The 7,061-nt window shown below is 56.6% G+C and carries 8 protein-coding genes; all 8 read left to right on the top strand.

Going from position 1 to position 7,061, the window contains the following annotated elements; translation table 11 throughout:
- Positions 1–230: 230 nt before the first annotated feature.
- The gene (locus SY1_RS06070; protein ID WP_015556500.1) at positions 231–632 is read left to right on the top strand and encodes a DUF4418 family protein; all 402 of its coding nucleotides are present in this window, start codon (positions 231–233) and stop codon (positions 630–632) included.
- A gap of 9 nt (positions 633–641) precedes the next feature.
- The gene (locus tag SY1_RS06065) at positions 642–1,877 is read left to right on the top strand and encodes an ABC transporter permease (RefSeq protein ID WP_015556499.1); all 1,236 of its coding nucleotides are present in this window, start codon (positions 642–644) and stop codon (positions 1,875–1,877) included.
- Between the two features lie 13 nt (positions 1,878–1,890).
- A complete protein-coding gene (locus tag SY1_RS06060; protein WP_015556498.1) occupies positions 1,891–2,619 on the top strand; it encodes an ABC transporter ATP-binding protein in 729 nt (242 codons plus the stop codon).
- 528 nt (positions 2,620–3,147) lie between these two features.
- Complete coding sequence (locus SY1_RS06055; RefSeq protein WP_015556497.1) at positions 3,148–3,981, top strand: transporter substrate-binding domain-containing protein; 834 nt, start codon at positions 3,148–3,150, stop codon at positions 3,979–3,981.
- Positions 3,982–4,054: 73 nt separating this feature from the next.
- Positions 4,055–4,873 (top strand): transporter substrate-binding domain-containing protein, encoded by an 819-nt coding sequence (locus tag SY1_RS06050; protein ID WP_015556496.1) that lies wholly within the window; start codon positions 4,055–4,057, stop codon positions 4,871–4,873.
- Between the two features lie 73 nt (positions 4,874–4,946).
- Positions 4,947–5,771 carry a transporter substrate-binding domain-containing protein gene (locus SY1_RS06045; protein WP_015556495.1) on the top strand — a complete coding sequence of 275 codons (825 nt, stop codon included), beginning with the start codon at positions 4,947–4,949 and terminating at the stop codon, positions 5,769–5,771.
- A gap of 97 nt (positions 5,772–5,868) precedes the next feature.
- Positions 5,869–6,549, top strand: coding sequence for an amino acid ABC transporter permease (locus SY1_RS06040; RefSeq protein WP_015556494.1), 681 nt, complete (start codon positions 5,869–5,871; stop codon positions 6,547–6,549).
- Positions 6,549–7,061, top strand: a 513-nt coding sequence (locus tag SY1_RS06035) for an amino acid ABC transporter ATP-binding protein (protein WP_208873076.1), incomplete at its 3' end; no start/stop codon positions are given. The genes SY1_RS06040 and SY1_RS06035, both read left to right, overlap by 1 nt.

The raw sequence follows: 7,061 nt of genomic DNA, 5'->3' as shown, positions 1-7,061 counted from the left end.
TATGGCTCCTTCTGCGCAGGTGATGGTAGAAACTGCATGTTCCGTACAGGCGTAAGAACGGCTGGAGCGTGGACGGCGCATCGGACGAGGTGGTCTTGATAGACAACTCCGCGGTCCTTCTGCAGGACAAGTCTCCCCCACGAGGAAGATTTTTGGCGGAGTCTGGGGCCCGTTGCTATTTATAGTGTGGGCCAACCCTGAAACACAGGTTTGATTGAGAGGAAACCATCATGAAAAAAGGAAACGTGTTTGCCGCCGTCATCGTTGTGATTGGAATTCTTATCGCGGTCCTGCCCACTTGGGGGCCCGCAGCGGTATGCCCTCTGCCGGATGGCGGGCGCTGGATGAAGTGCCATTGGATGGGAATGGCTGAGTTGGGGGTTGGAGCCCTCGCCGCCCTGCTGGGTGTCCTCATGTTCCTGCAGAAGGATAAGGGCGTCCGCAGGGGGCTGTCCCAGGCTCTGGCTGGCCTTTCCCTGCTTGCGGCAGCTCTGCCGGGCGGCTTGATCGGAGGCTGCAAGAACCTGCAGATGCCGTGCCAGGCCGTCTCCATCCCCGTCCTGTACGCGCTGTCCGCCGGACTGCTGCTGTTTGCGCTTCTGTCTCTTCACGCAGCCCGCGAAAAGGAATAAGAGAGGGCTATGGTAGACAAAATTGCGGAGGAGCGCACGCGGAAGCCTCTTACTCGCTTTCGTCTTGCGTATCTCAACGTCGCTCACAGCGCCTCCCGAACGAAGAGCCTGGTGTTTCTCGTTACCCTGCTCTCGTTCGCCATCTTTACGGGGGGATATCTGAGCCTGTCGCTGGGGAGAGGAATGTCCAGCCTGGCGGATCGCCTTGGCGCTGACATCCTCGTGATCCCCTCCGGGACCGAAGGGCAGGTCCAGGGAACGATCCTCAAAGGAAATCCCAGCAAATTCTACATGCCCTTTTCCATTCTGAACGACGTGACGGCGACCCCGGGGGTCGCCGCCGCGTCGCCGCAGCTCTTCCTTGCTACGCTCTCGGCTGGATGCTGCAACTTTGCCATCCAACTCATCGGTTTTGACCCGGAGACGGATTTCAACATACGCCCCTGGGTGACCCGGCAGCTTCAGGGCACCTTGGAATCCTGCGACATCGTCGTGGGTGCCAACATCGTCGCCCAGGAGGGGGAGACGCTGATGTTCTTCGGGGAGACCTTTCGGGTGGCCGCGCGCCTTGAGCGAACGGGGATGGGGTTCGACAGCTCCGCCTTTGTCACCGTGGAATCGGCGCGGCACCTGATGGGGAATGAGAGGTTCCGGCTGAATTACCCCGAGGTGAACGATCCGACGACGATATCGAGCGTCATGGTGCGCGTTGACGAAAAATCCGACGTTGCAGACGTGGCCCGGGAGCTGTGCCGTCGCCTTAAGGGCAGTGGTGTGACAGCCATAAGCTCCATGGACGTCGTCCGAGGTGTGACTGAGAAATTCAAATCGATGCGCGTCCATGCCCTGTTGCTCTCGGTCATCCTCTGGGGCGTCTCCTTTGCGGTGCTGAAGCTGATCTTCACGGTACTGATGAACGAGCGCAAAAGCGAATTCGCGCTCCTGCGGATCATGGGCGCTCCTCGGGGCTACCTTCGCGGCCTGGTCCTGACTGAGGCGTTTCTCGTCAGCCTCTCCGGGGCCGTCCTGGGAACGGCATTGAGCGCTTTCTTATGCGTTGTGTTCAACCGGGTGCTGACCGTTTCCTTGGGCATGCCGTTTCTCAACCCCTCCCCGGGGCAGTTTTTTCTACTTGCGATCGGTAGTCTTCTGTTGGCATTGTTCACGGGCCCGATGGCCGGATGGAGCTTCGCACAACGACTGAACCGGAAAGAAACGCTGACGCTCCTGAGAGCAGACCGATAGGATGGGATCGACGATGACATCTTCAAACAAACTGCTGGAGACGAGGGGGCTGACGAAGCGCTTTCCTCGCGGGGTGGGGGATTTCTGTGCCGTTGACCACGTCGACTTTACCCTTTGCGAGGGGGATTTTGGGCATATCGTAGGGCGGTCCGGCAGTGGAAAATCGACCCTCGTGAATCTGCTGTCCGGTCTTCTGGCACCTTTTTCCGGGGAGACCTTTTTTGATGGCCTTCCGCTTCCCTACGGGGACGACGCCGCAATGGCGCACCTGCGGAACGAGCAGATCGGCTACGTTCCGCAGGACGCCCATCTCCTTCCACACCTTTCCGTGTGGGACAACGTTCGCCTCCCCCTCTACCTGGACGGGGGCTTGCCAAATAAGGAGGGCGTTGATGGTGGGGAGCGGCACGCCTTGGAGTTGCTTGACCGGATGGGGATTGCCGCACGAAGAGATGCGTTTCCGTGGGAGCTCTCCGGCGGGGAGGCCCGCCGTGCAATGCTGGCGCGGGCGCTTTTAAAAGGTCCCAGGCTCCTCATCGCGGATGAGCCCACTGCAGACTTGGATGTCCTGACGTCCCACGAGGTCATGGAGGAGATCCGCCGCGTCCACTCCGAAGGGATGACTGTCCTTATGATCACGCACGAACTGGAACTCCTGAACTACGGGACAAAAATCTGGACGATGGAGGACGGCCGCCTTACGGAGGGGCAAAACCTCGTCGTCCCGAAGGGCGCGGACTAGAGAGATGAGGCGGGGCGGCCGGGATGCCCGGGGTGATGGTCAAGCCAGTCCGTGTCGGTAACGAGCATGGAAGGCGCGTCCAATCGTACTGCATAGAGTACCTTATACAAAACATATTTTAATCCCCTGCCATTTCTATGCAAGAAGGGTTTGCTTGACATTGTCTTACAGGTAGGGTATAAATGGCTTGTCGATGAACCGTTGATTCCAGATTCTGAGATAGGGAAGGAGGGGACTTGAATGCGACGCTACGGATGCACCTGAGGAGCTTTTCGGGATGCACGGGATGCATACCGTGGTGGAATTCCTTTTCAGGGGGAATCGTTCGCCCGAGTCTCGCTCTCCGCGGACTGACGAGCCTATTTTGCGCGCAGTCCTTTTTGGATTGGGGGAGGCCGCATGGGCGGCCTCCTCTTTTTTGAGAATCCCCATTATCTTTTCCCTCGACTCACCATGGTTGCTCCCTTTTCGTATGCTGTTTGTCAAAAAGTGCAAGGATTATCGAGTCGTAAAAGAGGGAAGACGAAGATGAAAAAAGCTTTGCTTTCGGCGCTGATCTTGGGATTGGGCTTTGTCGTCTGTACTGCTGCGGTGGCTGCCGCTGCGGAAAAGGACGCGGAGCGGGTCATCCGGGTTGCCACGCCCGGAACCTACGCCCCTTTCACCATGTATGATGAGTTGACGCAGGAATGGTCTGGCTTTGAGATTGAGCTCTGGCGTTTGATTGGCGAGAAGGCCGGCTATGAAATTGAATTTGTCAGGCTTGATCTTCCCGCAACTTTCGCTGAACTGGACCTCAACCGCGTCGATACCGTGGCAAAACAGATCAGCATCACCCCGGCTCGCCAGCAGAAATATAATTTCACGCAGCCGTTTTTCTTCAGTCCTTATTACATTATCGTGGCGGAAGACAATAATGAAATCAAATCCTGGAAGGACATGGAGGGTAGGAGCATCGCCTTGGCCGAGGGCAGCGCCATGAACGAGTTTATAGCGGCGCTGGATCCGGAGAACAAGGTTAAGAAATCTGTCTATGAGTCCGACAAACTTGTTTTTCAGGAGGTATCCGTAGGCCGTGTAGACGCTTATCCTGGCCCTTATGTCGAGCTTCTTGACGTGTTGAAGAGAAATTCCAGTTTGAAGCTCAAGGCCGTCGATATGGAAAACCCGATCTACGTCGAGGTCAACGCTTACCCCTTTGCCCGCACCGATCGGGGCCGTGCGCTCCTGAAGCTGACGGACGGCATCCTGACGCAGATGATCGAGGATGGCAGCTACGCCGAGCTCTGCGAAAAGTGGTTCGGCATGAACGTCATGGACAGCAGGTATGCGAAGGAATATCGAGAAAAACAGGGGAAGTGACGCCGATAGGATGACGGGGACGGCAGTATGGATTGCTTCGTATTTTCGCTTTTCACGAGGAGAGGAAAACGTAATGAAAAGATTTTGGGGTTGGGGACTGATTTTGGCGTGGGCTTTTATTGCTTGTGTTTCTCGGGAAGGGATTGCCTCCGAGGATAAGGTCATCCGGGTTGCCACGCCGGGAAACTATGCTCCTTTCACCATGTATGATGAAGCGACGCAGGAATGGTCCGGATTTGAGATCGACATGTGGCGTACGATAGGCGAAAAAGCCGGCTATGAGGTTCAATGGGTGCGGCTTGATTTGCCGGCGAACTTTGCCGAGATGGACCTGGGTCGTGTGGATACCGTGGCGAAACAGATCAGTATTACACCTTCTCGCCAGCAGAAATACGATTTCACACAGCCCTATTTTTTCAGCCCCTACTGCCTGACGGTGAGGGAGGATAATAACGAGGTCAAGTCGTGGAAGGATATGGAGGGTAAATCCATCGCTTTACGTGAAGGTGGTTCAGAGCTTGAGTTTGTTGCAGTGTTGGACCCTGAAAATAAAGTGGAAAAATCTATTTATGAATCTAACATGTTACAGGATGTCTCTCTGGGGCGTGTGACGGCTACACCCTATCCTTTCCTCACACTTCCTTGGGTTTTGAAGAAGAACCCTGAATTGAAACTTAAAGCTGTTGACCTCGAGAATCCTATTTTTACCGAGGTCAACGCGTATCCCTTCGCCCGCACCGACCGGGGCCGTGCGCTCCTGAAGCTGACGGACGACATCCTGACGCAGATGATCGAGGACGGCAGCTACGCCAAACTCTGCGAGAAGTGGTTCGGGACCAACGTCATGGACAGCAAGTATGCTAAGGAGTATCGAGAAAAACAGGGGAAGTGACGCCGATAGGGCGATGGGGATGGCAGTATGGATTGTTACGTATTTTCGCTTTTCACGAGGAGAGGAAAACGTAATGAAAAGATTTTGGGGTTGGGGACTGATTTTGGCGTGGGTTTTTATTGCTTGTATTTCTCGGGAAGGGATTGCCTCCGAGGATAAGGTCATCCGGGTTGCCACGCCCGGAACCTACGCTCCTTTCACCATGTATGATGAAGCGACGCAGGAATGGTCCGGATTTGAGATCGACATGTGGCGTACGATAGGCGAAAAAGCCGGTTATGAGGTTCAATGGGTGCGGCTCGACAATCCGGCGACCTTTGCGGAGCTGGACCTGGGTCGTGTGGATACCGTAGCGAAGCAGATCAGCATCACCCCGGTCCGCCAGCAGAAATACGATTTCACGCGCCCTTTCTTTTTCAGCCCTTATTGTTTGACGGTGGCGGCGGACAACGAGGCGATAAAGTCCTGGAAAGATATGGAGGGTAAGACCATCGGGTTGTCTGAGGGTAGCGCCATGAACGAGTTTATCGCAGCCATGGATCCGGAAAATAAGGTGAAAAAGTCCGTCTATGGATCGGGTAGCAGCATTTTGCATGAGGTCGCTATGGGGCACGTGGATGCCTGCCCCTATGCCTTTCTTGTGCTTCCTTATCGTTTGAAGAAAAACCCTGAGTTGAAGCTCAAGTCCGTCGATATTGAAAACCCGATCTACGTCGAGGTCAACGTCTATCCCTTCGCCCGCACCGACCGGGGCCGGGAGCTCCTGAAGCTGACGGACGGCGTCCTGACGCAGATGATCGAGGACGGCAGCTACGCCAAACTCTGCGAGAAGTGGTTCGGGACCAACGTCATGGAGAGCAAATACGCGAAGGAGTATCGGGAAAAACAGGGGAAGTGACGCCAACGTTTAAAAGCGAGGATAACGCGGCGGGCTTCCTTCGCTGGATTGCCCGCCGCCCTTCGAGTCTCGATAGTCAAAGAGAGGGAGAGAGCCCATGATTTTTCAATTTGACTACTTCTTAAAGATGTTCTCCATCATATTTCTGGGCTTCAAAAACACGGTTTCCATGGCGTTCCTTTCGCTCTTTTTCGCCGTGCTGATCGGGTTTGTCCTTGCGGCGTCCCGATATTACAACATCCCCGTGTTGAAGCAGTTCTCCGTCGTGTTCACCTCCTTTTTCCGCAGCACCCCCTTTATCGCTCAGCTCTTCGTCTTTTACTACGGGTTCGCGCAGGTATCCGCAACCGTCAGGGGGCTCTCCAGCTTCTGGGCCGTGGTGATCGTCCTCTCCCTCAGCTTTGCTGCCTACATGGGCGAGAACATCAGGGGGGCCATCAGTTCGGTGGACAGGGGGCAGTTCGAGGCGGGCATCTCCATCGGCATGACCCCGTGGCAAACCATCCGCCGCATCGTGATCCCTCAGGCGGCCCGCGTGGCTCTCCCCGGCATGGTCAATTCCTTCGCCAACCTTTTCAAGTCCACGTCCCTCGCCTTTACGGTCGGCGTCATGGACATGACCTCCTGCGCCAAGAACGAGGTCAACCTGACGTACCGTTATCTCGAGGGGTTCGTCGCCCTGCTCATCGTGTACTGGGTCATCCTCGCCCTCGTCTCCTACGGGCAATCCCTCCTGGAGCGCTATTTGAACCGACCCTACGTCCAGGAGGCCAGGTGATGGAGCAAAAGACCGTTCTGACCGTCTCCGGGCTCGTTAAAAGGTTCGGCGTCCTGGAGGTCCTCAAGGGGATCGACCTGACCGCTCAGCGCGGCGAGGTGGTCTCGATCATCGGCCCCTCCGGGACCGGCAAGTCCACGCTCCTGCGCTGCATCAACTTCCTGGAAAAGCCCACCTGCGGCAGCATCGCGATCGGCGACGTCGCGGTGCGGGAGCCGGGGGGCAGCCGCAGGGACATCGCCCAGCTGCGCAGCCGGACCGCCATGGTGTTCCAGAGCTACAACCTGTTCCGCAACAAGACGGCGCTGCAGAACGTCATGGAACCCATGACGCAGGTGCAGGGCGTTCCTGAGGCTGAGGCGCAGGAAGAAGCGCTGCGCATCCTGCAGGTCGTCGGGCTGGAGGACAAGAGGGATTCCTATCCGGCCCACCTGTCCGGGGGGCAGCAGCAGCGCGTCGGCATCGGCCGGGCCATGGCGGTGAAGCCGGAGGTCATGTTGTTCGATGAGCCG

It is taken from the genome of Fretibacterium fastidiosum, from assembly GCF_000210715.1.
Taxonomy (GTDB): Bacteria; Synergistota; Synergistia; order Synergistales; family Aminobacteriaceae; genus Fretibacterium; species Fretibacterium fastidiosum.
This window is presented reverse-complemented; position numbering and strand designations above follow the sequence as displayed.